This window comes from Flavobacterium psychrophilum, assembly GCA_001708385.1.
GTDB classification, from domain to species: domain Bacteria; phylum Bacteroidota; class Bacteroidia; order Flavobacteriales; family Flavobacteriaceae; genus Flavobacterium; species Flavobacterium psychrophilum_A.
Genome location: CP012388.1, coordinates 3935593 through 3960109 on the forward strand (window position 1 = coordinate 3935593; position 24517 = coordinate 3960109).

General features: G+C 42.3%; 17 protein-coding genes and 2 pseudogenes. 11 read left to right on the plus strand and 8 right to left on the minus strand.

Features of this window, described 5'->3' with window-relative positions; genetic code table 11:
- Positions 1-6: 6 nt before the first annotated feature.
- The 4 genes from ALW18_17410 (at position 7) to ALW18_17425 (ending at position 9007) form a co-directional block, all read left to right on the plus strand.
- A complete protein-coding gene (locus ALW18_17410; protein ID AOE54129.1) occupies positions 7-5976 on the plus strand; it encodes a hypothetical protein in 5970 nt (1989 codons plus the stop codon).
- A gap of 371 nt (positions 5977-6347) precedes the next feature.
- Positions 6348-7253, plus strand: a complete 906-nt coding sequence (locus tag ALW18_17415; protein ID AOE54130.1) for a hypothetical protein — start codon at positions 6348-6350, stop codon at positions 7251-7253.
- A gap of 138 nt (positions 7254-7391) precedes the next feature.
- Entirely contained in the window at positions 7392-7904 is a 513-nt protein-coding gene (locus ALW18_17420) for a hypothetical protein (GenBank protein AOE54131.1), read from the plus strand.
- An 80-nt stretch (positions 7905-7984) separates the two neighbouring features.
- Entirely contained in the window at positions 7985-9007 is a 1023-nt protein-coding gene (locus ALW18_17425; protein ID AOE54132.1) for an alkane 1-monooxygenase, read from the plus strand.
- Positions 9008-10783: 1776 nt separating this feature from the next.
- Here ALW18_17425 and ALW18_17430 read toward each other — a convergent pair.
- The 7 genes from ALW18_17430 to ALW18_17460 are packed head-to-tail and all read right to left on the minus strand — an operon-like array spanning position 10784 to position 16169.
- On the minus strand, positions 10784-11296 hold the full coding sequence (locus ALW18_17430) for a phosphopantetheinyl transferase (GenBank protein AOE54133.1): 513 nt from the start codon (positions 11294-11296) through the stop codon (positions 10784-10786).
- On the minus strand, positions 11293-11547 hold the full coding sequence (locus tag ALW18_17435; GenBank protein AOE54134.1) for an acyl carrier protein: 255 nt from the start codon (positions 11545-11547) through the stop codon (positions 11293-11295). Before ALW18_17435 ends, ALW18_17430 begins: the two co-directional genes overlap by 4 nt.
- Positions 11544-12824 (minus strand): beta-ketoacyl-ACP synthase, encoded by a 1281-nt coding sequence (locus ALW18_17440; GenBank protein AOE54135.1) that lies wholly within the window; start codon positions 12822-12824, stop codon positions 11544-11546. The genes ALW18_17435 and ALW18_17440 overlap by 4 nt, the downstream gene beginning before the upstream one ends.
- Entirely contained in the window at positions 12821-13258 is a 438-nt protein-coding gene (locus ALW18_17445; GenBank protein AOE54470.1) for a hydroxymyristoyl-ACP dehydratase, read from the minus strand. Before ALW18_17445 ends, ALW18_17440 begins: the two co-directional genes overlap by 4 nt.
- Before the next feature lie 14 nt (positions 13259-13272).
- Positions 13273-14325, minus strand: a complete 1053-nt coding sequence (locus ALW18_17450) for a 3-oxoacyl-ACP reductase (GenBank protein AOE54136.1) — start codon at positions 14323-14325, stop codon at positions 13273-13275.
- Positions 14322-15041 carry a methyltransferase gene (locus ALW18_17455; protein ID AOE54137.1) on the minus strand — a complete coding sequence of 240 codons (720 nt, stop codon included), beginning with the start codon at positions 15039-15041 and terminating at the stop codon, positions 14322-14324. Before ALW18_17455 ends, ALW18_17450 begins: the two co-directional genes overlap by 4 nt.
- Complete coding sequence (locus ALW18_17460; protein AOE54138.1) at positions 15042-16169, minus strand: FAD-dependent oxidoreductase; 1128 nt, start codon at positions 16167-16169, stop codon at positions 15042-15044.
- Positions 16170-16599: 430 nt separating this feature from the next.
- Here ALW18_17460 and ALW18_17465 point away from each other — a divergent pair, with 430 nt between their 5' ends.
- The 4 genes from ALW18_17465 to ALW18_17480 all read left to right on the plus strand — a co-directional run bounded on the left by ALW18_17465 (position 16600) and on the right by ALW18_17480 (position 19171).
- On the plus strand, positions 16600-17277 hold the full coding sequence (locus tag ALW18_17465; GenBank protein AOE54139.1) for a glycosyl hydrolase: 678 nt from the start codon (positions 16600-16602) through the stop codon (positions 17275-17277).
- 777 nt (positions 17278-18054) lie between these two features.
- Positions 18055-18366, plus strand: coding sequence for a hypothetical protein (locus tag ALW18_17470; GenBank protein ID AOE54140.1), 312 nt, complete (start codon positions 18055-18057; stop codon positions 18364-18366).
- 22 nt (positions 18367-18388) lie between these two features.
- Entirely contained in the window at positions 18389-18586 is a 198-nt protein-coding gene (locus ALW18_17475; GenBank protein AOE54141.1) for a hypothetical protein, read from the plus strand.
- A gap of 63 nt (positions 18587-18649) precedes the next feature.
- Positions 18650-19171 carry a hypothetical protein gene (locus tag ALW18_17480; protein AOE54142.1) on the plus strand — a complete coding sequence of 174 codons (522 nt, stop codon included), beginning with the start codon at positions 18650-18652 and terminating at the stop codon, positions 19169-19171.
- Here the strand turns inward: ALW18_17480 and ALW18_17485 are convergent.
- Positions 19147-19466: pseudogene (locus ALW18_17485) on the minus strand (hypothetical protein). The gene ALW18_17480 and the pseudogene ALW18_17485 overlap by 25 nt on opposite strands.
- Positions 19467-19897: 431 nt before the next feature.
- On the opposite strand from ALW18_17485, the pseudogene ALW18_17490 reads away from it, so the two are divergent.
- The 3 genes and pseudogenes from ALW18_17490 to ALW18_17500 all read left to right on the plus strand — a co-directional run bounded on the left by ALW18_17490 (position 19898) and on the right by ALW18_17500 (position 24511).
- Positions 19898-20095: pseudogene (locus ALW18_17490) on the plus strand (hypothetical protein).
- 156 nt (positions 20096-20251) lie between these two features.
- Positions 20252-21361 (plus strand): RND transporter, encoded by a 1110-nt coding sequence (locus ALW18_17495; protein AOE54143.1) that lies wholly within the window; start codon positions 20252-20254, stop codon positions 21359-21361.
- A 36-nt stretch (positions 21362-21397) separates the two neighbouring features.
- The gene (locus tag ALW18_17500; GenBank protein ID AOE54144.1) at positions 21398-24511 is read left to right on the plus strand and encodes a multidrug transporter AcrB; all 3114 of its coding nucleotides are present in this window, start codon (positions 21398-21400) and stop codon (positions 24509-24511) included.
- Positions 24512-24517: the final 6 nt, after the last annotated feature.

The following is a 24517-nucleotide window of genomic DNA, read 5'->3' on the forward strand; positions in this document are numbered from 1 at the left end:
AATGCTATGCTTAAGAAAATAGTATACCTCATCTTGCTGTGTTACCTTCCTGCGTTTGCTCAGAAAGAAGCCGCTAACTGGTATTTTGGTAATAATGCAGGATTAGATTTTAATTTTGGAACGCCGTTAGCATTAACAAATGGACAATTGTCTCAATTGGAAGGTTGTGCCACTATTTCTGATAGTGATGGTAATCTTTTATTTTACACGAATGGAATAGAGGTATATAACTCCAACCACCAGTTAATGTTAAACGGAAGTGGTCTGTTCGGAAGCCAGAGTAGTACCCAGTCTGCAATTATAGTTCCGGCTCCAGGTAATCCTGATAGATATTATATATTTGCTATCGACAGTGAAGGAGGAATTAATGGTCTTACCTATTCTAAGGTAGATATGACACTTGACAATGGCCAGGGCGGAATAATAGTTGGTCAAAAAAACATTCCCCTTGCAACGCCAACTGCTGAAAAACTTACAGCTACCTATCACTCCAACGGAGAAGATATCTGGGTCATTGCACATCGCTTAGGTACGAACGGTTTTTTATCCTATCTTGTGACGGCATCTGGTGTAAGTACAATTCCACAGGAGTCTAATGTTGGTGTTATACACTATTCCAGCGGAGGTTTGGGCGCCATTGGTTATATGAAATCATCTCCTGATGGAAAAAAAATTGCTATTGCAAAATTGATCGGACCTGCTATTACACAACTTTTTGATTTCGATAATGCTACCGGAACTGTATCAAATCCGATTAATATAAATACTTATGCCTCCTATGGTGTAGAATTTTCCCCGGACAGTAAATTGCTGTATACAACTTCCACGGGTTATTTCAATTCTCCAATATATCAATATGATATAACATCTGGAAGCCAATCGACTATTCAGTCATCACAAATTTGTATAACCCCCGGAATATTTAATTATACAGCGTTACAGTTAGGGATAGATGGAAAAATTTATACCGTTGCTTCAGGTGGCGAAAGTGTACATGTTATACAAAATCCAAGTGCGACCGGACTAGCTTGCAATTTTCAGCAAAATGCGGTAAGTTTAGGAGGAAAAACTTCCTCGTATGGGCTTCCTCCATTTATTCAAAACTATTTCCAATATGAAATAGGTTATGAAAATATATGTGATGGTGTCCCTACACAGTTTAAAATAAATACGCGTTCCGTTATAGCTTCAGCAAGCTGGAATTTTGGTGATCCTGATTCCGGAAACAATAACAGTTCTACAGACATTGAGCCCGAACATATTTTTAGTTCTCCGGGCACATATGAAGTTTCAGTTACTTTCGTTACAGATTTAGGCTATACCATTACTTTAACTAATAACTTAACCATCCTTCCCGGGCCTGTAGCCAACACGCCATCGGATATGCGAGTTTGTGATGTGCTTCCCAATGATGGTTTTTCTACATTTGCCCTGGGCAACCAAAACGCCGCGATACTGGGCAGCGGACAGGCCACAGGTTATACGGTAAGCTACCATTTAAGCCAGGACGATGCGATTGCAGGGGAAGAAGCCCTTGTGTCACCTTTTACCAATACAGTAAACCCACAAACACTACATGCGCGTGTAACCAGTGCTAACGGCTGTTATGCTACGACATCTTTTAACCTTATTGTTAACCCGGTCCCGGTTGTTACCGGCCCTGATGCGCTTTTAGGCTGCGAAGAGCAGCAGGGGCAGGGCAAAGCCCCTTTTGACCTTACCGAGTCCATCCCACAGATTACAGGAGGTAACACAGCAATTAATGTCACCTTTTACAAGTCACAGGCCAATATGGTCAGTAACTTACCTATTGGCACACCGGGTAATTATACCAATACCACACCTTACAACGAGACGATTTACTTTAAGGCAGCCAATATAGCCTCTCCCGAGTGCACATCAACGGGCGAACTTCAGCTAAAAGTAAACCCCCTTCCGGTTTTAAAAAGCAATATAGCTCCCTACAGCCTTTGTGATACCAACAACCCCGGGGATGGCTTTGAAGTCTTCGACCTTACCAGCAGGTATAGTTCCATCACCAACGATACAGGCCTTGTCCTTACCTACGCCTATGATAATAATGGTACGCTAACCACTATTACTGACCCGGCAGCATTCCGCAATACAGTAACCGGCCAGCAGACCATATTTGTCTCAACACAAAATACTTTTAATTGCAGTAACAGCACGAGCTTTACCATTGTGGTAAACCCGCTACCGGTATTAAGCGATAACCCTGCAGACTTTATTGCCACCGAGTGTGAAGAACTGCCTGGCGAGGCTGATTTTGACCTTGATGAAATTGCAACAGCGGTAACGGCAGGCTCCGCGAGCTATGTAGTGTATTTCTACCAGACCCAGGCCCAGACACTGGCTGGGGGTACTGATTTTGAACCGGGCCCAAACTACCTTTCGGGCGATGCCGATATCTGGGCCAGGGTAATTAACCCTACCACGAACTGCGTAAGGGTAGCCCGTGTGGAACTAAACGTAATCCCTGCCCCTATTGCCACCACCCCTGCACCTATTGCAGAATGTGATGACAACAACGACGGCTTTGCAAGGTTTAACCTTACACCAGCCATGCAGGCTATTGAGGCCGCTATCCCCGATGTAACGGTAAGCGCCTTTGAGACCCAGAGCGATGCTGACCTAAATGTAAATGTAATACCGTCACCCGAGGCCTATGACAATATCGTAGCAGGTACCCAGACCCTGTACCTAAGGGTACAGTCGGACCTTACGGACTGCTATGATACGGTAACCCTTGTGCTGATTGTAAACCCAAGGCCTGATGCCCACAGCCCGGCGCAGCCTTATGCGCTGTGTGATGACGGTACCAGCGATACTGATGGCATAGCCCATTTTAACCTGAACAGCCAGAGTGCTGAGATACTTGCAGGCTTAGACCCTGCGCAGTACACAGTAGACTATTACACCGACGCTGCAGCTACACCTGCCAGCCTTATCGGTACACCGGGCAACTACCCATCGGCAACAGCTACGGTGTATGCCAAAGTAACCAATACAGCCACAGGCTGTTTCTATATCGTAGCGGTACGCCTTGTGGTGAATGCCCTTCCGGTGCTTATTACCAATGAGTACAGCTACTCGCTGTGTGATACCACACTGCCGGCCAACAAAGAGACCTTTGACCTTACCACTACCATCGATAAATTCATCACCGATGAAAACCTAAACGGTGTAGCGGTAACCTTCCATACCACCCTTGCCGATGCGCAAGGGGGCACCAATGCCCTTACCGACGCCCAGGCACAGGCGTATGAGAACACTTCACAGGTACAGAGCCTTTATGTGCGCTTTACGGTAACCACTACAGGCTGCTTCAGGCTTGGCTACCTTGATATCAGGGTAGAGCCGCAGCCGGTACTTACCCTTCCCTCACAGGATGAGCTAACGGTATGTGATACCGATGGCAACGGTATCGGTGAGTTTAACCTTGAAGCCTTAAAAGAGGGCCTTGCCAATGGTGATGCAAGCCTTGTGATCACCTTCCACCTAACGGCGGAAGAAGCACTATCGGGGGCCAACCCGATCGGTAATACGACCGACTACAGGAATGACCACCCGGGCACACAAACCCTTTGGGTAAGGGCAGTGAGTGGTACCACAGGCTGCTTTAACACCACGCCATTCCCGGTTACCCTTATAGTAACCCCTGCACCGCAGGCACCAAAGCTACAGGATATCACCCTTTGTGATGATACCGACAACAATGGGCAGGACGGGGCGCTAAGGACAGACCTTACAGTATATGAAACACAGATAAAAGAAGCAGTAGCCCCTGTGGAAGTAACCATCACCTATTACCTGTCACAGGCTGATTCCGATGCCGGTAGTAACGGTATTGCCAGCCCTGCAAGGCATATTGCCAGGGATGGGCAGGTGATCTGGGTAAGGGTAGAGAATACCGCAGGCTGCTATAGCCTTACGAGCTTCACCATCCATATCAACAAGCCACACCAGTTGGTAACCCCAACACCCCTTGCCGTATGTAACGAGGCATTGCCAAATGACGGTATTGCGGAGTTTAACCTTACACAAAAAGACGATGAGATACTGGGCCCTGATGGGGTAGGCATGGACTACGTTGTAGACTACTTTACCACCGACCCAAAAACAGACAGCACCGCCGTGGCAATCGCCACCCCGGATGCCTATGTAAATACAGACAGCAATGGAGCAGCCCAAAACCCAAGGACGATCTGGGTAAGGGTAACCACCACCCAGGGGTGTGTTAGCTATACCACCCTGACCATAAGGGTGCTTCCGCTACCTGTACCCAACTTTAACCCAGCCCCACTTGAGGTATGCGACCAGGATACTACAGTAGTAGGCAGTGAGCCCTTTGACCTTACCCTTGCACAGGATGATATCCGCAACAACGGTACTAACTATGTGTTCAGCTATTATACCACAGAAGAGGATGCCCAGGCAGGCACCAATGCGATACCTGACCCAACCAGCCACAACAGTGCCAGTGGCAGTGTATGGGTAAGGGTTGAGGCCAATACTAATAACCCATCTGATTTGAGGTGCTTCCAGATAGTGGAGCTTGAACTAATAGTGAACCCACTGCCACCGATAGCCGACCTTGCCGACTATGGTATCTGTAACGACACCCCTGCATCCCCTACAGCCTTTAACCTGAAGGAGTATGTAGAGACAGCCCTTGGCGGCAATACAGGTACCATTTACACTATAGGCTACTTTAGCGATGCAGCCCTTACCACACGTGCCACGCCAATAACAGGGTATGTAGTAACAGGCAGTGCAACGGTATACATAGAAGTAGTGAACAACGACACAGGGTGCAGGATCGTAAAAGAGCTTGAGCTTATCGTAGAGCAGCAGGCAGTAGCCAACCCTGTGGCAGACCCTGCGGCGGTATGTGATACCGACGACCAGAATGACGGCAGGGCCTCAGGATGGGATTTAACCCTACTTGCACCTGAAGTACTTGGCGCTCAGGACCCGGCTGTGTTCCTTGTAAGCTATTACGATATTGACCCGTCTACAGTACCTGCACCGCAACCGATACAAGACCCTGAAAACTATACCAACCAGACTCCGGAGAGCCAGGTGATCTGGATCGTAGTAACCAACAGCGATACGGTACAGGACACTCCATGCAGTGCCACCACTACGGTAACCCTAAGGGTAGAGCGCAGGGCAGAGCCTGTTATCACCACAGCAGATGGCAGCGATACAGTATGTATCGAATGGGGGGCAAGCGAAGGCGAGCTGGAACTTAACAGTGGTGTAGTACCAAACGGGCACACCTATCTTTGGTACAAAGACGGGGTACTGCTAACCGATAGTGATGACTCAGGAAGCTACATCGCCAAAACAGGCGGCGTATACACCGTAGTAGTAACGGGCCCTGCGCCACTGGAATGTGTGTCGGATGAATCGGCAGGCTTTACGGTAATCGAATCAGGGCAGGCATCAGCAATAGGCCAGGGGTACTATGTAACCAACTACTTTAGCGATAACCAGACCATAACGGTAACCATAGAAGGAAACGGGGAGTACACCTACCAGCTGGATAACGGCCCAAGGCAGGAATCTCCGGTATTCACCAATGTATCCCCGGGCTACCACACGGTTACGGTATGGGATGAGAAAACAGATTTTCCATGCCAGGAGCTGGTCTTAAATGGAGTAAGCATTGTAGACTACCCTAACTTCTTTACCCCTAACGGTGATGGTTTCCATGACACGTGGAACATCATAGGCTTAAGCGGTACAGGATCGGTGATCTATATCTTTGACCGCTACGGCAAGCTTATCAAACAGATAAGCCCGGACCTTGAGAGCAGCGGATGGGACGGAACACTAAACGGTACCCCGGTACCGGCAACGGACTACTGGTTCACCGTTACCTACCCTGAGTTTGATGGCACCACAACGGTAACCAAAGAATTTAAATCGCATTTCTCACTGAAGAGATAAACAAATAGAAAACCATAATAACTAAGAACCCCGGACAGCGAAAGCTGCCCGGGGTTTGTTTTTATAAGTAATGTAAAAGTTAAAACGGCAGAAAAAAAGTTTAAAGAAAGTGTTACAGTTTGTGCCTAGCCCTGATAGAGGCGGCATCCTGCCCGGCAAGGCCAAAGGGCAGATACAGCCGATAGCAGGAAATAGCTTTAAATAAATGCGCTTAGTTGGACTTCTTAATACTACTCTAAATAGTCAGGAGATATCGTTTTTCGTGTAGTAAAGTTTATATGTAGTGATTAACCTATCATTAACTCTGTATTAACCGGGTAAATGAATTTTACTTGCAACATTTGCAGCTTAAACACATTAAATTTATAAGTATGAAAACAGGTCTTTTTATTGCAATGTTACTTTTATTTAGCCTATTTGGTTTTGCTCAGGCGAGACCTGTATCAACAATTCCGTTTGTGTTAGAGAATAACACAGTTTATGTGTATTGTAAAATTAATAGTACCGACAGTTTAAAATTCTTGTTTGATACCGGTGCTGACGGATCTGTTATTAATAAAGACTCTAAGCGTATGTTTAATCTTAAAATAGATGGTAAATCATTAAACAGGGGCTCTAATGGTACGAATGAAGTAGAGGTGGCTATTGATAACACCATTAGGTTTGGAGATATTGAAAGAACTAAAATCAGTTTTACATTAATATCTTTCGGAACAGATAGTTTTGATGGGATTATTGGAACTGATTTGATGAAAGGGTATATTGTAGAGCTTGACTATAATAAAAATGAACTAAAGTTTTATAAGGATAATGATCCGGAAATGACATATTCCGGATATGAAAAAACAAAACTCCATCTTATAGATAATTATCCTGCCGTAGAAAGTAAAATGATTGTAGATGGTGTAGAGTATAAAGGCCTGTTTGGTATCGATAGCGGGGCAGACGATATTCTGACTATTGCTGCGCCATTTTCTAAAAGGCACAAATTGAATGAAAAAATGAAAAATATAGGATCGGCAACTGCTCAGGGATCTGATGGGTCTGTTTATGAAATGCCTGTAGTTTTGTGTTCGATCATGAACTTTAGCAATAAATTTTTGTATAACCTTCCTGTATTACTTTCCAGTTCTACAGAAGGAATTGATGCATCAGATAAAATGGCCGGTTTTCTTGGTAACAAATTTCTAAAACGATTCAATACCATATTAGATTTTAAAAATAGATATGTGTATTTCAAATTAAATAAAAACCTATATTCTGAAGTTTATCAATAATTTATGTAAGAAAAATAATAATTGTACACTGCAGGTTTATATAATATTGTAAATTAGTAGTATCGGCAATTGGTTCACTACCAAAAATAAACAAGGGTGCACTACCGTCTAACTAATTGTATAATAAAGTAGCAACAAATGAAAAAGAAATTAAGACTTGCAATAGTGTGTACCGTGCTTCAATGTGTGATATCTTTCTTTACCAGCAGGTATCCTTTCTTTTACCAGGGGGCAGACTGGTTTATAACTGCGACGGGCGATATACTTTTCCTGATACGACTATTATGTTCTTTAGGTACTTTACCTTTTTTTATCGCGCTTTATAAAAGTAATGACTTTATAAATATAATAGATAAGGATGTTGCTACAAGTCAGGACAATCCGAAGGACGAATCCTGGTTTAAGCATCTGTTAATCAGGGTGGCAATTTTACTCGTGGCCTATTTGTTTTTGTATACCATATCACTATTAGACAATAGTCTTGGAGCGGGCTATATTGTAGCTTACGGACTCTTAATGATTTTAGGTGCCTCAACTGTTATTCTCAGTATTGAAGCTGTTATTTTGTTTCGGAAGAAGCTTTTCTTTAAGAGCTATGGAAATATGTTTATTTTAGGTGTTTCCTTATGGATCTTGTTAGGCCTTTTGTAAACAAATATTTTCTGATGAAATGTTTTAGATGCACTCGGTTATGAGTCGTAACTTTGTTATTGTAACAATTAAAGCTATCTATGAAAAAAATAGGATTTTTATCGTTTGGGCATTGGTCCGATCATCCTTCCTATCAAACCCGTACAGCGGGCGATACGCTGCTTCAGTCTATCGATTTGGCTGTTGCTGCAGAAGAGATTGGTTTGGACGGCGCATATTTTCGTGTACATCATTTTGCGCGGCAGCTGGCATCGCCTTTTCCTTTGCTTTCAGCTATAGGTGCTAAAACGCAAAAGATAGAGATTGGAACAGGAGTGATTGATATGCGGTATGAGAACCCTCTGTACATGGTTGAAGATGCCGGCGCTGCCGACCTGATTTCCGGAGGGCGTTTACAACTAGGAATAAGCAGAGGATCGCCAGAGCAGGTAATCGATGGCTACCGCCACTTTGGTTATGTGCCTGCAGATGGCGAAACAGATGCAAATATGGGACGCAAAAAGGCTCTGGAGTTTTTGGATAGGCTGAAAGGTGAAGGATTTGCACAACCAAACCCAAACCCCATGTTTCCAAACCCACCGGGTTTATTACGTCTTGAGCCGCATTCTGAAGGTTTGAGAAATCGTATATGGTGGGGAGCAGCATCTAATGCTACTGCCATATGGGCGGCTGAGAATGGGATGCACCTGCAAAGCTCTACCTTGAAATATGACGAAAATGGCAAGCCTTTCCACATTCAACAGGCGGAACAGATAAGGTTATATAAAGAAGCCTGGAAAAAGGCCGGACATCTGCACGAACCAAGGGTATCGGTAAGCCGCTCTATCTTTGCATTAGTTACCGATCAGGATAGGTATTATTTTGGACAGCAGGGAAGAGGATCAGATAGTTTTGGTTATATTGAAAGTGATCAAAGAGCAATATTCGGCAAGAGTTACGCAGCCGAACCAGATAAACTTATTGCAGAACTGGATCAGGATGAAGCTGTTAAAGAAGCGGATACCGTGCTGCTGACTATACCTAATACTTTGGGTGTTAACTATAATATACATGTGTTGTCGGCTATTTTAGAACATATTGCCCCGGCACTGGGTTGGCGATAAACTTTTTGAAAACATTAGAAATGAAAAACCCTTAAACTCTTTGATTATAAAGTGTTTAAGGGTTTTTTAGTGTGGAATCGCCCGAATCGAACCTGCTTCGAAAGGCCCTTTAAAATCCTATCTTTTCAAGCATGCAATTAAATCTTGCACCCAATTTGCAACTAATCTGAAATAGATGTTTAAATGATTACCTCATAAGTCTTTACAGGTGCAAATGTGAAAATTTCAGTAGATTTGTACCTATTCTGTCTTTGTTTATTATAATCTATCATTCATTGACTATCTTTTGGCTACTCCTTAAACAGTTTTTATATATCTGACTTACCAGACTAGTAAGAACCAAACTTACTTATACCGTATTTTCCGCTAACCCTGATATTTCGCAATGTACTGGGAGCTATATCTAATATCTTGCGTATTGCTTGCTTTTTAGCCACTGGTCACCAATAATTGTGGCTGGCTTATTGCGGGCAAGCTCATTTTTTACTTCCCTTATGATTTCGACCGCAAATTGCTAATGATTTTCTTTAGTTATAGCTCGTTCATTACGGTAATTATTTGCAAATGGATAATTGCTATGTATGGATGGTGGCTAAGGGAATACATTTCGATAGGCATCAGGTTTCATTTCTTGGCATTTTATAACCAATTAGCAATACAGTGAAATCTTCAACTTTCCCTTTACGATCATACAAAGACTGTATAAGGGAGATTTCCGTTGGATGCTGAGTCAAGGATGATCTAAAACAGGTCTTGATCTTCTATTAATTGCATTGCTATCTATTAGGGCTTCAACGGCTTTATGCTATGATAAATCGAAGATAGAAAATACGATATAACCCACAATGGTTTGGCTGCTTTAACCTATCTATTAAGATAAGTTTATAATAAATGATTCCCTGAATCCTAAATGCTTCTCTGATATAAGCTTTCGAAGTAGATTTATCTCATTACAAATCCACTCTGCAGAAAAATTTAAATTTTCCATATATGGCTTGAGTTTATTGAAAGTTTCATGTGGGATTTTTTTAGCCAGGCTTATATTAGGTGATTTTGATGACGACTTTACTCATGCCATTAGGTTAATAATTGGGGCCGGATTTTCAATTTTGAAATATATAGTAACACTATGGCCATGATCAATGACATCCCAACCTTTAGCTTTGACTTTAAAGGGCCCCGTCGCTGTCAACAGACCTGAAATTGTCTCGGCAAAATGAGCATCATCAGTAAGCTTATCACTGAGTGTGATATGTGCTATATAGTTAAGATTCCTTTCACCGATATCTGCAATTTTGTTAAGTTCTTTTTTAATTCCGGCGATTTCCGCTTATACCTTTTCAGCAGGGGAAAGAACTACCACATAAGCGTACAGCTGTCCAAACAACGAAGTTTGGTTATAGATGATGGTACGGTTCATTCCTGTAGCGGCATCTGTCCTCATCTGGGTGGTGTGTTGCAGTGGAAAGACGACGAGAAATCATTTGATTGCCCACTGCACGGTTCAAGATTTACCGCTTATGGAACGGTAATTAATGGGCCTGCGATTTGTGATCTCAAGAAAACAGTTTAACACCCTGGCATTTCGCCAGATTAAATAATGTATTATGAATAAGCGTAAAACAATCGGTCTAATTGCTCTTGTAGCTTTAGGTTCACTGTTCTATTCCTGTAAGGATATATTACATAATGCGGACAACTGAAAAATAATATTATAAAACCAACTCATTACGAAAGCAGCAGTTATACATGGTCTGGGTAAAATAACCTGTGACACTATTGACTATCCAACTTGAGGGTAGCTACTTTTTCAAATCGACCGTGATTGCTGACTGAAACATCACGGTGTATAGTTGTATTGTTATCATACAGATACGGGATACCATATGCATTTTTTAGGATCAATTTCTTTTCGACTTCTATTACACAATCTAAATGTTCCATCTGGGTAACAGCTATAGTATATAAACTTTCCTGTGTTATAATTGTTCTTGTATAATACAGCGTACCTAAACACTTTACATGTCCGGTACAATATGTGTTTTCTTCATGTAAAATTGTGCATTCAAACTTTTTAGGGATGTAGTGCCTGCTCCCTGTTCGCCGGTTATAAATTTTATAAGCAGCTTCTTTCATGCTCCAAAGCAACCATATTAGAATTTCGGGGTCATTTGTGTTTGTGATACATCGCTTCTCATCATCAGTAAAAATTTTTTGTATAAAACCAGGTCGCTGCCAATTGCTTTCAAGGCGCGATTGAGAGATGTCAACCACATCATTACCTATCATTTTGCTGCCAATTTGGTTTCTATTATTTCTACCGATGTTTTTACATCAAGCATACGTTCCATATCAGCATTGTCAATCACCACGCCAAAGGCTTCTTCAATGTCAAGAATGATATCTACCAGATTAGCGGAGTTGATGTTAAGGTCATTAATAAAGTCTGTTTTTTCATTAAGATTATCGTAGGCCTCAAAATTTGTTGTGTATGGCTTTACGATTATTTTTAGTTTAGCAATGAGTTCTTGTTTATTCATGTTAAATTTTTAATTTTTTTGAATATTATGCAAGCGTTTACATCGCCAAAGCCAAAACTTGCCTTGGCGATTATATTCAGGTCTGTATTAAATGTTCTTAGAGGTACTTTAGACGAATCGATTAGCTCTATAATTTCAGGATGCAGGTCTTCGCAATTCGTGTTACCAAATATAAAACTTTCATGCAGCTGCAATACAGTCGCAATACTTTCTATGCTTCCGGCAGCGCTCAAGCAATGGCCTGTCAAACTTTTAAGGGAATTAATGTAGGGAAAGTTAGGTCCGCTTCGACCTAAAGCCTTTGTCCAATTTTCAATTTCGAGGCTATCTTTTGTGGTAGCGGTAAGATGGCCGTTTATAGCATCTACTTCAGCTGCAGAGATAGCCGCATTTTTAAGGGCATCTGTAATGCAACGCTGTACTGCCTCACTGTTGGGTGCCGTCATACTCCCATTGCCACGCTGCCCTCCGGAATTTACATTACCTCCAAGGATCTCAGCATAAATGGTTGCGCCGCGTTGTAGTGCACTTTCTAAATCCTCTATAACCAAAGCTCCTGCGCCACTACCGGGAACGAACCCAGCTGCTGTAGCACTCATGGGGCGAGAACCCTGTTCGGGGTTATCGTTATATTTTGAACTGCATACCCTAAGAGCGTCAAAGCCTGCCCAAATGTATGGACCGCTGTCTCCTGTGCTTCCTGCCAGTATACGTTTTGCATGACCAGATCGTATACGGTCGTACGCCATCATTATGGCCTCAGTACCCGTCGCGCAGGCCGATGAATTTGTCGTTACCTGATTGCCTAGTCCAAGTTTTCCACCAAGGTAGGCACTAATACCGCTGTTCATAGTCTGAGCTACTACAGTGCTTCCCAGCCTTCGGGTCTGCATGTCATCAATTTTATAAATGCTTTCACGGAACTTATCAATACCAGAGGTACCGGATCCAAAAATAGTTCCGCTTTCCCAATCTGGCTCACTTTTATTTTCCGCAGGCAGCCCTGCATTTTTCCAGGCTTCCATGCCTGCAATAACGCCATATAATATACCGGTACTGTTAAAGCCGCGCAGCTCGAGATCTGAAAAATACTGCGATTTAAGCTCGTCGGTTATTTGCGGCATGCCGGCTATGTGGCAGGAAAACTTTAGTTCCTTCAATTGGGTGTCATGGCGTATTCCCGAAATTCCGTTTTTTATTGCATTGGTAAAAGCAGGTATACCCACACCGTTTGGAGCAGCAATGCCTAAGCCTGTTATAACAATCCGTTTACTCATAACTTAGTAGTTATCATCCCGGCTACAACCCCTTTACAAACTTCAATTCCTGCTTCATTTTTCATAACCACATCACACTTTAGCTTGCCAAACCTAAAAAATGTTTTTTTCGATGTCACAGTTACCTTTTCATTAGGGTATACGGGTTTTAAGAATTGCATATCTGCGGATGTAAAAGCAACAACAGTATCCTTTTTTAAATCGTTACCCAGTAAATAAATACCCAGGCAAACCATACCTATCTGCGCCATAGTCTCTGTTAAGATTACACCCGGTGTTACCGGATTACCTTTGAAATGTCCTTTATAAAAATCAAGATCTTCTTTAAAAGTATAGGCGCCTGTAACACCGTCTTGGTCGGCATGAAGTAATTCGTCAACAAATAAGAACGGTTTGCTGTAAGGAAGCTGTGCTATAATGTCGTTTAAGTTCATATTTTTCTTTGTAGTTACCATTGTAATAAAACACGCTGTGCCGAAAATCCCGGGCCAAAACTAAGCATTAGCCCCTTTTCTCCCGGTTGAGGGCTTTTCTCCATAATACATTCTAGAACGTAGAGTACTGTAGCACTGGACATATTTCCATATTGCTTAAGTACTTCTTTAGTAGCGTTAATGTTTTTACCCAAGCCTGAGAAAAGTGTCTCGACAGTTGCGACTATTTTTTTTCCTCCCGGGTGAAATATCATGTGATTTATATCTTCAATATCTAAATTATTTTTTTCGAGGAAAGGGTGAATTATATCGCCAAAATGCGTTGATATAGTATCGGGCACCTCAATATCCAGTACCATTTGTAAACCGCTATTGGTGAGCTTAAAGCCCATCATGTGCTCTGCATCATAAAAGTGATACATTTGCTCATCTACTATTTCAGGTCCGTAGTCTTCTTCATACGATGAGAGAAGGCAACAAGCCGCTCCATCTCCAAAAATGGCTGCACTTACTATATTTGGCATTGAAAAATCATTGAGTTGAAATGTTGCCGTAGGTGATTCTACTGCTATTACCGCAGCGCGCTTGCCGGGATTTGCCTTTAAAAAGTTTTTAGCATAGATAATACCCGATATTCCTGCGGCACAACCCATTTCCGTCACAGGCAGTCGCACAATATCCTGCCTGAGCTTCATCGTATTAATCAGATAAGCGTCTAGGGAGGGTATCATGATACCGGTGCAGCTAACGGTGATAATGTAATCAAGCGTTTTGGGGTCCCAACCTGCTTTACTAAGCGATTTTTCAAGTACCTGTTCACCTAAAATAACGGCTTCACGACTGTAAATATCGTTTTTCTCTTCAAATGATGTGGCTGTAAAAACTTCAGCAGGATCCATTATAGAATAGCGTCTATCTACAGCGGCGCCTTCAAATATCTTCTTTACTTTTTTTATAAAACGTTCATCCTGTCCCGACAGCCAGCCGTCCAGAAGCGGAAGTATATCGGTTGTGGTACGAGAATATTGTGGCAGTTGCTTTGCAACGGTTATTATTTTTACACTCATTGTTTAGCTATTATCCATTGGTAGCGAAAAGCCCATTTCCAATTTATGGTATATTTTTTTAGGTTTAGTTTTTTAGAAAAGTCAATTAATTCCTGCTTCTTAAATCCCCGTAATATAGATATCAGCCCATCTTCGCGCGACATTCTGTTAAGTTTAAACAAACTACAGATAACTTTGAAAAGCATATACGCAGCCTTGCTACGGTGCAAATCGTTGATAACTACTCCCACAGCTGCATTATTATTAAATGTAATGATTATATTTTCTATTTCCTCGTCGGTGAAGTGGTGCAGTGTGAGGGTGCAAATGGCAATGTCATATTTAAGGGTAGTAAAATCGGCGCTAAAAATGTCAAGGCATCTATACTCAATATTTAGATAGTCTACTGATAACGACCTTGCGTAATTTATTGTAAATTCATTAGCATCCACGCCAATAAGCTTGAAGCTAACAGAATGTTTTTTTCCATAGCGGGCTAGCATGCGTAGCATATCGCCGTTGCCGCAACCAATATCTGCAATGGTTACTGTTCTAGGAATGCTCCCTTTACCTTTATTTAATAACTGCTTTACACCGTGTAGCGTTAAGCTGTTGCCACCTAAAAGCTGGTTAATGTTAGCGATTTTATCAAGTGCATCGCGCAGTTCTTCACCCTGTAGCGAAAAATCGTCCATTATCTCGGTGTCCTGTGTCCTGTATTTAGTAATTATGGGCATTTAATTGATTATGATAGGTTTGCCATGCGTTTGTTTAATTATTAGAGGCAGTAGCCCAGGCAGTGTTGCTGTTATAGCAACCAATAGAGTCGTGGTAGTTGTAGAACGTAATATCCTGGCTAAGGTTCTCCCCATAAATAAACGCCCGGCAAAATGTTTTTTCCATTGCTGTGAATACTTTGTTTCGAGTAGCTGTCGTGATGCTATGCTGCCTGAGTAATATTCTAACACGAGTCCTGAAGCGATTTTAGCGCTATGCAATGCCATCGCCATACCGTTGCCGCAAAGTGGGTGTATAAGACCGGCGGTATCACCAATCATAAGCATATGGTTTTCTACAGGTAGTTTGCTGTCAAATGATATCTGGCTTATAGTAAGCGGTTTATCAAAGAGTATGGTAGAGCTTTCAAATACAGCTTTTAGGTACTTGTTTTTATAAAGTACATTACGCTGGTAATCATCGATATTTTTATATTTTTTAAAGGTGGAATAATCTGCGAGATAACAAATATTAAGGATATTATTTTCAACCTTGGATACGCCGCAATAGCCGCCTTTAAAGTTATGCAATGCCACAACATCGTCAGGGAAATTACCTGAATAATGTGCTTTAACGGCTAACCAGGGTGACGTTTTACGTATAAAATCTCTTGACAAAACCTGGTCAATATTCGATCGCTTGCCGTAAGCACCTAAAACTATTTTCGCTGATAAAACCTGGTTTGAAGAGGTAACGGTAAATAACTCATTGTTAAAAGAAATAGTGTTGACAGTCTCCTGGAGCAGGGTGCAACCATTTGTTACTGCAATCTGACACAGATATTCCTCGAGTACGTAACGGCTAAGGCCGAAGCCTCCTAAGGGAAGTTGTGCTTTCGCCATTCTACCTTCGCCGGCTGTAAGTATAAAATTGGTAATATTGGCAGGCTGAAGCTTTGGAATATCTGCGCCGAGCCATTTCAGGTAGGGAAGAATTTCGTTTGAAATATATTCTCCACACACTTTGTGGCGCGGGTAAGCGGACTTTTCCATCACAGTTACCGTTAATCCTTTTTTAGATAAATGAATTGCACTTGCCAGACCTGCAAGGCCTCCACCAATTATAATTACATCAGGACTTTTTATCATATACAGCAATTTAAGTATAAAACTTGAAATACGATCTCTTTAAAAAAGTTTATTATATGCCTATGGCAAAAGATCGTACACCACTACATCGTCTCCAGGAAAATTAACAACCATAGTGTTCCAAAAAAAAATAAAATGGCATTTCTTCGCGGTTTTTTATTATCCAGTATTGCATTATGCTTGTTTAATTTTTAAAAAACAACATTAATAGTATTCCATTTTTGTTTAGTATTGTAAAAATTTGTGTGTAATAATTAACGTATCGTACGTCATCCATAATGATATAGATATGCTACAAGATACTGGATATCTATAGGTAGTATGTCAAAAAAGTAACCAATGCAGGATGATGTAAATCAATTTGTAAAACGCAATTAGAGAAGGCCGGAAAAACCTAAACTTTTAAATTAAAAAATTAATAGAAAGAATTATGATAAAAATTATGACAGCAGTCGTACTATACACTTTTTTACAAACCGTAAATGCCCAGCAAGGTTTTATGCCTATTTTTGATGGAAAAACTACAACAGGCTGGCATACATATGGCAAAACTTCGGCCAGTGCGGGCTGGAAAGTAGAAGACGGGCTTCTGCATTTTGATCCCGAAGCCGCTAAAAATGGTCAGGGAGGCGATTTATTAACCGATGCAGAATATGAAAATTTTCACTTAAAGTTGGACTGGAAAGTAGCACCAAATGCGAATAGTGGTATCATTTTTTATGTGAACGACAATCCAATAAAATATAAAAATACTTATGAAACAGGTCTTGAAATGCAGGTTTTAGACAACGAGGGTCATCCTGATGGAAAAATAAGCAGACACCGTGCAGGAGATTTGTATGATTTAATTCAAAGCAAATCAGAGCCGGTTAATCCTGTTGGCGAATGGAATACGTCTGAAGTTATTTGTAGAAATGGAAAACTTACTTTCGTTTTGAACGGCGTTATAATTGTTGAAACCTTACTTTGGGACGATAACTTTAAAGCACTCGTTGCAGGAAGTAAATTTGCAACCTGGCCAGGTTTTGGAACTTTCAAGAAAGGTCACATCGCTTTACAGGATCACGGTAATAGTGTATGGTACCGCAACATTTCCATTAAAGAGTAGAATACTATGGAAACCACAACAAGCTGTAGTTAACTGCTCCAAAAAAAAATATGTCAATGAAATCCTACCCAGACATGTTTACATTGAATATGCCATAACTTTATTTTATTATATGTTAAATCATTCCTAAATCACTTTTTGATACTCATTATAAGGCTCTTATAGGATGATATTTGGGATAATGTCCATGATGTTAACGTCGCTCCGTTAGAATTGAGGGTAAAGTTACCGCTTCCGGGATCTACGATAATTACTGCGCCGCCACTACCAACAATGCCTCCGAAACCTGTATTCCACCTGTCTTTGCCACTACCACCTGTACCGTTGAAGGGACTTTACTGCTGCTGGCTGCGCCCATGCAAAAGTGCTGGGCATCATGAGCATCACAAGGGCTATCCTGCCCGTCATGCTTTTTTTAGATCATTAAAGTTTCTAATAAAATCAGAAATTGGGGCGTAGAGCCATAGATCACAATTTGAGATAATCGACCAGAATTTTCCAGTATAGAATTTCTAATACTTGCGATAGGATCATAACAAAGATATCAGTTATATTATTTGGTATAAAATATAAAAGGGTTAAAAAAGTGTTCATTTTTGCTACTATAAGTAAAACGCTATAACAAATACTAACCGTTTAACATTTAGAGAGATAATCGATAGTAGTTCCTAATATTTGTAAGTATATACCTGTGTAAATGATTTAACAACAAAGCAAAGTAATGTTGTTTTTTATAATGTTTTCTATAGTAACTTTGCCTACCCCCAACCAATAACCATGGCTATTGTCAAATATTTAATTACTGGAATTGACCTTTTTTCAAAGCAGAAAATTGTGTTTTATGTATTGTTGCTACTGACTAATTTAACCTTCGGGCAAAATAAATCTTACGATGGAGTATTATATCAGGCTGTTGTAAAGACTGCCGGAAAGGATATTAATCTTGCCAAGAAAATGGCTGACTCCCTATACAAAAGCTCTGTTGAGCCACTGCACAAGGTAAAGTCCTTAATGCTGCTTTCTGAATTAAAGTTAACAACAGGTAAAAAGGAGGAAGGGATTAATTATGCGTTTGCGCAGAGCAAATAGCTTCTGATAACAAACTCTTTGAATGGCAAGCAAGGATATATGGATTTATTGCTACGCATTACCGGACAATTGGCTTAAAAAGCAAAGCAAGGCCTATTTAGAAAAGGTACTCGAAGCTATTGGCAAAGTAGATGACATCCATATTGTTAACCAATACAAGGCGATGGTTTATCAGGAACTTGCTTTATATAAAATAGAAGATAAAATATATCATAAATAAAGAATTACGCATGTATCAGTTGGCCACGAATTTCGGGCAATTGGGTATACCAAGGACCCAAAAATGGCTATTGTAAATTTTAAAAAAGCCCTTTGGCATCTATATCATATAAAACATGAGTCAGCAGTACTTAGGGGATTTATGAATGAAGGGATAGGGCGTGCCTTTTTAGAAGATCAGGCATATAAAAACGCCAAGCACTACCTTGATGAAGCATTGTCAATTGCTGTCTCATCCGGGGATATTAGCCTTAATGAGGAAGTGTATTGCGATATGGCCATTTATTATATGGAGATAGGTGATACAAAAAAGTATAATAAATATGATAAACTGTTCCAGGACGCAAGGGAAAACTTCGTCAAAGCGAACAAAGAGAGCGCAGAAGTTTTTGTAAACAGGCTTGAAGAGAGGCAAAGGGAGGTTGGACGCCAGCATGCTTTTCTGTTCGCAGGACTTGGCGTGGCATTACTGATATTAATCATTGCCTTAATTAAGGCCAGGACAAAGAGAAAAAGGGAATATACAAAGTTTCAGGAGATTATACACAATATTTCACAACAGGTGCGTTGGTCGCCAATAACGTAATTACTGCAATTCGATTCCCTAGAGATCATTTTGCTGCTCCACTGCATACCAAGGCTGTCCGGCCAGGTTTTCACATAAGGGTATCGGCCTGGACCTCTTTATCTTTCAGGGTTAGCAAACTGTCCCTCATTTTAACGAGCTGTCTATAATCCGCTTCCTTAGTCTCAAATTCCTGCTCACGTGATGTAAGTGCCCTCTCGCGTTCGGCGAGGCCTTCTTCCTTTTTGTGGGCGCAGGAAATAATTAATAGTAATAGTAGCAGTATGAACAGTTGAGGTAATTTTCTAAAAGCCATAGTAGTAATTTTGAAGAATTAAAATTTAAGCAAGGTGTGCTTTTAAAGGCTTTTAAAAAATCATAAAACATAAAAAAATGACGTAATCTATTTGCTTTTGAATTAGAAATCGAGGAATGCTTAAACTGAAGAATACTATTTTATGTTAAAAAACTTCCCTAAAAGGTCTATAAAGCCCTATATTTGAAATTCTAACATCAACCCCAATATCATAAGCTATTTTTTTCACGTAAACGTACGATATGAAGCGTTTTAAATATTTCTATTTTATACTCCTGCTTTGGCTTTGTCTTTTTGGCAATGCCTATGCTAAAGCGGAACCTATATTTAGGACATTTACTACAGGCCGTACGTTTACCAAGGCCCAGGTTCCGTACGTTAAGTCGTTACTCAAAGTTACCGGTCAAAAACTGCAGTACTGTAAGCCCCATAAAGATACCGAGATAAGATCTACTGTTAGCAAAGGGATGAAACGGAAAGCCACCTCACCGGACAGCGATACTTTACCGGAATCCTATACCAGCGAATTTATCACGATCAGGTCGTTCCAGGATACTAAAATTCACGGCCTTACCATATTATATCACATCCAGAGGCATTTATACCTCCACCTGTACCAGCTTTTCTAAGTTGCTGACAGGTCAACCTTTTACTTTTATAACTTCCTGCCATAAATAGGCAGATTTATATATAGTTTCTGAAGGTAGGCCATATACTTTTTTACACGTCACACCTTATCTGTTGGTAACCCGTCACCATGTGCACGGGTCATAATCACTTACTATATATCCATGAAACATCTTATAATTCACCGATCACTCTGTGCAATAGCCCTTTTGTTGCTACTCTCCTGCGGCGATAAAGCTAAAAGAAGAAAAGCAAGTATAAAAACCGTACCTGTATACACGGTCATTCAGAAAGACACCCTGGTCTCCAACCGCTTCGTGGCAGACATACAGGCGAAGAATAATGTCGAGATACATGCGCGTGTTGCAGGTTTACTGGAAAAAGTATTTGTCCGTGAAGGGCAAAAAGTCAAAAAAGGCCAGCCACTTTTTAAAATTGGTGATGCCGAACTCCAGATCCAGTTGCTTAAAGCCGATGCCGTTTACAAGAACATGGTGGCCGACCAGCACATTGCTGCCGTGGAACTCGAACAGGCACAAACGCTTTTTGATAAAAAAGTAATTGCCGATAAAGAGGTGGAACTTGCAAAAGCCCGCCACGATGCGGCGAGTGCAAAGCTTGCCCACGCCATGGCCGAGAAGAAAGCCATAAGCCAGCAAATAGGCTTTACCAACATTACCGCACCGTTCGACGGGACGGTAGACCGCCTGCCCTATAAAGAAGGCAGCCTTGTTGCTAATGGTGCATTGCTCACCAACATTTCACAGCTAGATGACGTATATGCCTATTTCTCCATTCCTGAGAATATCTATTTCCAGATGATCAAGGAAAAGAGCCTTGGCGGCCAGCCTGACATCCGGCTCATATTGCCCGGTGGGATGGAATACCCCGAGAAAGGCGAACTCAGGACTGCCGATGGCGATATCGACCGCCAAACGGGCTCAATACAATACAAGGCTAAATTTCATAACCCTGATGGGTTCATCAAACACGGCACTTCCGGCAAGCTGACGATCTCAGACCCCAGGAAGGAAGTAGTGCTGATACCCCAAAAGGCTGTTTTCTCCATACAGGACAAACAATTTGTTTTCCTTCTTTCTAAAGATAATACCGTTACAATGACCAATATCGTTTTGGGTGGCACCCTCGACGGGCTTTACATCGTATCAAAAGGGCTTAAACGCAATGATGTGATTGTTATGGAAGGCACACAGTCCCTTAAGGATGGTGATAAGGTAAACATCAAGAACAGCAACGACCGTACATAAGGCGTTGCAATTATAAATTTAGAAAGAGAAAACACGATGATAGCATTATTTATCAAAAGAAAAATATTGTCTTTGGTCATCTCGGTAATGCTCGTGCTCCTTGGGGTTATGGCGCTTACCGGAATGCCGATTACACAGTTCCCTGATATCGTACCCCCGTCGGTAACGGTAACTGCAAAATACACAGGGGCTAATGCCGAAGTATCGGCAAATGCAGTGGCGCTCCCGCTCGAAAGGGCTATTAACGGGGTCCCTGGCATGACCTATATGTCTACCGTTACCTCTAACGATGGGTTAACCTTAATTCAGGTATTCTTCGAAGTGGGCGTGGATCCCGACCTTGCCGCCGTAAACGTGCAGAACCGCGTGACCACGATTTTGGATGAACTGCCTGAGGAGGTGATCCGTGCCGGTGTGACCACCGAAAAAGAGGTAAACAGCATGCTGATGTACCTTAATGTGACCAGCGACGATAAGGTTCAGGACGAACAATTTATCTTCAATTTTACCGATATCAACATCCTTCAGGAGCTTAAGCGTATTGACGGTGTGGGCCGCGCCGAGATCATGGGGCAGAAAGAATATTCGATGCGCGTATGGCTCGATCCGCAAAAAATGCTGTCCTATACGGTTTCGGCAAATGAGGTCATTGCCGCGCTTCAAAAACAGAACATATCCGCCGCACCGGGTAAAGTAGGTGAAGGATCCGGCCAGGTAACTAATGAACTGCAATATGTGATAAAATACGGAGGGAAGTTTTTTGAACCGGAACAATATGAGCAGATACCGGTACGGGCCAATGCCGACGGTACGGTACTAAAGCTTAAAGACATTGCCCACATCGAGTTTGGCGCCATGAGTTACGGAATGGTGTCCAAGACCGATGGCAAACCCTCCGCTTCGATAATGATCAAACAGCGTCCCGGCTCCAACGCCTCCGATGTGATCGCAAGCATTAAGGCAAAGATGGTCGAACTAAAGAAAACATCCTTCCCGCCGGGAATGCAATACAATATTGCGTACGATGTATCCCGCTTCCTTGATGCTTCAATAGATGAAGTTCTCCATACACTGATAGAGGCTTTTATATTAGTGGCCTTTGTGGTTTTTATTTTCCTTCAGGACTGGCGCTCTACCCTAATCCCTGTGCTTGCCGTGCCTGTGGCTCTTATTGGTTCGTTTACCTTTATGTCGATGCTGGGCTTTTCCATCAACCTGCTTACCCTGTTCGCACTGGTGCTATCCATAGGTATAGTAGTAGATAATGCCATCGTGGTGGTAGAAGCGGTCCATGTAAAAATATCGGAAGAACACCTGTCCCCCATGGAAGCCACCATCAGCGCCATGAAAGAAATTACCGGGGCGGTAATAGCCATTACAATCGTTATGGCTGCGGTATTTATCCCGGTAGCCTTCCTGAGCGGTCCGGTCGGGGTATTCTACAGGCAGTTCTCTTTAACATTAGCCATCAGTATCGTGATTTCAGGGATCAACGCCCTGACGCTGACCCCCGCACTATGTGCCATACTGCTAAAGCCGCACAACCCTGATAAAAAGAAAACATCGCTGTTGGAGCGTTTCTTTGCCGGTTTTAATAACTGGTTTGAGCGTATCACCTCAAAATATGTAAGTGTCCTTTCTAGGTTTGCCGGAAGGAAAATTGTAACCATGGGGCTTTTGGTACTCTTTTGCTTGCTTACCTGGGGCACGGCATCGGTATTGCCTTCCGGCTTTATACCTTCTGAAGACCAGGGCATGGTCTATATCAGCGTGACCACACCTCAGGGGGCGACGGTTGAGCGTACCGAAAAAGTGCTTGACGAAGTTACTGCTATTGCCCAGCGGTTAGAGGGTGTGGATAATGTGACGACACTGGCAGGATACAGTATCGTTACCGAGATTGCCGGGGCTTCCTACGGAATGGGTATGGTGAATTTGAAAGACTGGAGCGAGCGAAGTATATCGGTACCGGAGTTCATCGCCCTGCTCTCTGAAAAGACCAATGGGATATCCGATGCGCAAATCGAGGTGTTTGCGCCGCCAACGGTGCCCGGCTTTGGTAATACCAGTGGTTTTGAAATGCGCCTGCTCGACAAGTCGGGAGGCAGCATTGCTAATACGGATGAGGTGACTAAAAATTTTATACGGGAACTGAACGCCTCACCAGAGGTGCAAAAAAGCTTTACCAGCTTCGACGCCACATTCCCACAATATCTTATCCATATCGACTACGACATGGCCGCTAAAAAAGGGGTATCGGTAGAAAATGCAATGTCTACCCTGCAAACCATGCTGGGGTCTTTCTATGCCACAAACTTTATCCGTTTTTCGCAAATGTATAAGGTCATGGTACAGGCCAGCCCGCAGTTCAGGCGCGACCCCGAGAGCATTATGGATATGTACCTGAAAAATGACACCGGCGAAATGGTACCGTTCTCTACCTTTATCAGGCTGGAACGGGTGTATGGACCCGAAGTGCTCACGCGCTACAATATGTACATGAGCGCCATGATAAACGGGGAATCTGCCGAGGGTTACAGCTCGGGTGATGCTATTGCTGCCGTCGAGCGTATCGCTTCGGAAAAACTGCCCCGGGGATTTGAGGTGGAATGGAGCGGTATGACCCGTGAGGAGATTTTATCCGGTAATCAGACCATATACATTTTTGGTGTCTGCATACTCTTCGTTTACCTGTTGCTTGCTGCACAGTATGAGAGTTTACTGTTGCCATTCCCGGTGTTGCTTTGCTTGCCGGTAGGAATATTTGGCTCGTATCTGGCTTTGCTTGCCGTGGGGCTTGACAATAACATTTATGCACAGGTGGCCCTTGTAATGCTTATCGGCCTGCTCGCAAAGAATGCCATACTTATTGTAGAATTTGCCATCGCGCGAAACAAAGAGGGCTTTGCGGTTATTGAATCGGCTATTGAGGGTGCCCGCTTACGCTTCAGGCCCATACTGATGACCTCTTTTGCTTTTATTGCGGGCTTAATACCCCTTTGTATTGCATCGGGTGCCGGTGCGGTAGGTAACCGCTCCATCGGTACTGCTGCTGCCGGGGGGATGTTCATCGGTACGCTGTTCGGGCTTATTATCATCCCGGGGCTGTATATCGTGTTCGCCAAAATGCAAAACGCCATGAATAAATAAATCAGG